Below are 881 nucleotides of genomic sequence, written 5' to 3'. Positions count from 1 at the left end.
CTGTGCGTCCTCAGCACCGCATCCATCAGCTTGTCGAGGCCGCGTCCGGTCTCGGCCGAGACCGGACGCGGCCTCGACAAGCTGATGGATGCGGTGCTGAGGACGCACAGGGTCTGGAACAGCCGTGTTTCCACCGGCAAGCTCAACCGCTGGCTCGAGGCCATACTGGCGCATCACCCGCCGCCCGCCGTTGCCGGGCGCCGGTTGAAGGTCAAATACGTCACCCAGGCCAAGACGCGGCCGCCGGGTTTCGTGGTCCAGTGCTCGCGGCCGGACGCGATGCCGCAGAGCTATGTCCGCTATCTCTCCAACAGCCTGCGCGAAGCCTTCGACATGCCGGGCGTGCCGATCCGCATCGCGTTGCGCACCTCGGACAATCCGTTCGCCGGCCGGGCCAAGAAGCGCGGCTGAGCCTCGGCGCTCGTGCTGATCAGGCCGCGGCACGCAAGCCGGCGGTCCGCGTATTTTCCGGCAGGGCCTGCCGCGCCGCCTCCAGTAATATGTCGGCAAGGCGGGCCGCCACGGGCTCGGGTTCGGCATCCCGACGATGCAGGAACAGCGCCATCTTGGGCAACGCCGGCAGGCCGGCGATCTCGGGCTTCATCGCACTGACGCTGGCCGGCAAGCCGATGTCGGTGCGGATCGTCAGCCCCAGCCCCGCGGCGACAGCCGCCCAGATGCCACCCAGACTGGGGCTCGAGAAGGCCATGCGCCAGGGCAGCCCGGCGCGGTCGAGCGTTTCAGTCGCGACCGTGCGCAGCAGACATGGCGCTTCGAGCGCCACCAGCGGCAGTGGCTCGCCGTCGCGCAGGCTCGTCTCGATGCGCTTGGCCGGACCGATCCAGCGCATCGGAACATCGGCGACGTGCTCGCTATAGGGC

The 881-nt window shown here is 69.4% G+C and carries 1 protein-coding gene and 1 pseudogene; one reads left to right on the top strand and one right to left on the bottom strand.

Going from position 1 to position 881, the window contains the following annotated elements; all coding sequences use genetic code 11:
- A pseudogene (locus EOA36_RS36295) lies at window positions 1-411 on the top strand (hypothetical protein); the annotation flags it as partial.
- Window positions 412-430: 19 nt separating this feature from the next.
- Here EOA36_RS36295 and EOA36_RS36290 read toward each other — a convergent pair.
- The coding region (locus EOA36_RS36290; RefSeq protein WP_245464573.1) for a LysR substrate-binding domain-containing protein at window positions 431-881 on the bottom strand (451 nt) is incomplete at its 5' end.

Origin of the sequence: Mesorhizobium sp. M8A.F.Ca.ET.021.01.1.1 (assembly GCF_003998025.1) — a bacterium.
Taxonomy (GTDB): domain Bacteria; phylum Pseudomonadota; class Alphaproteobacteria; order Rhizobiales; family Rhizobiaceae; genus Mesorhizobium.
This window is presented reverse-complemented; position numbering and strand designations above follow the sequence as displayed.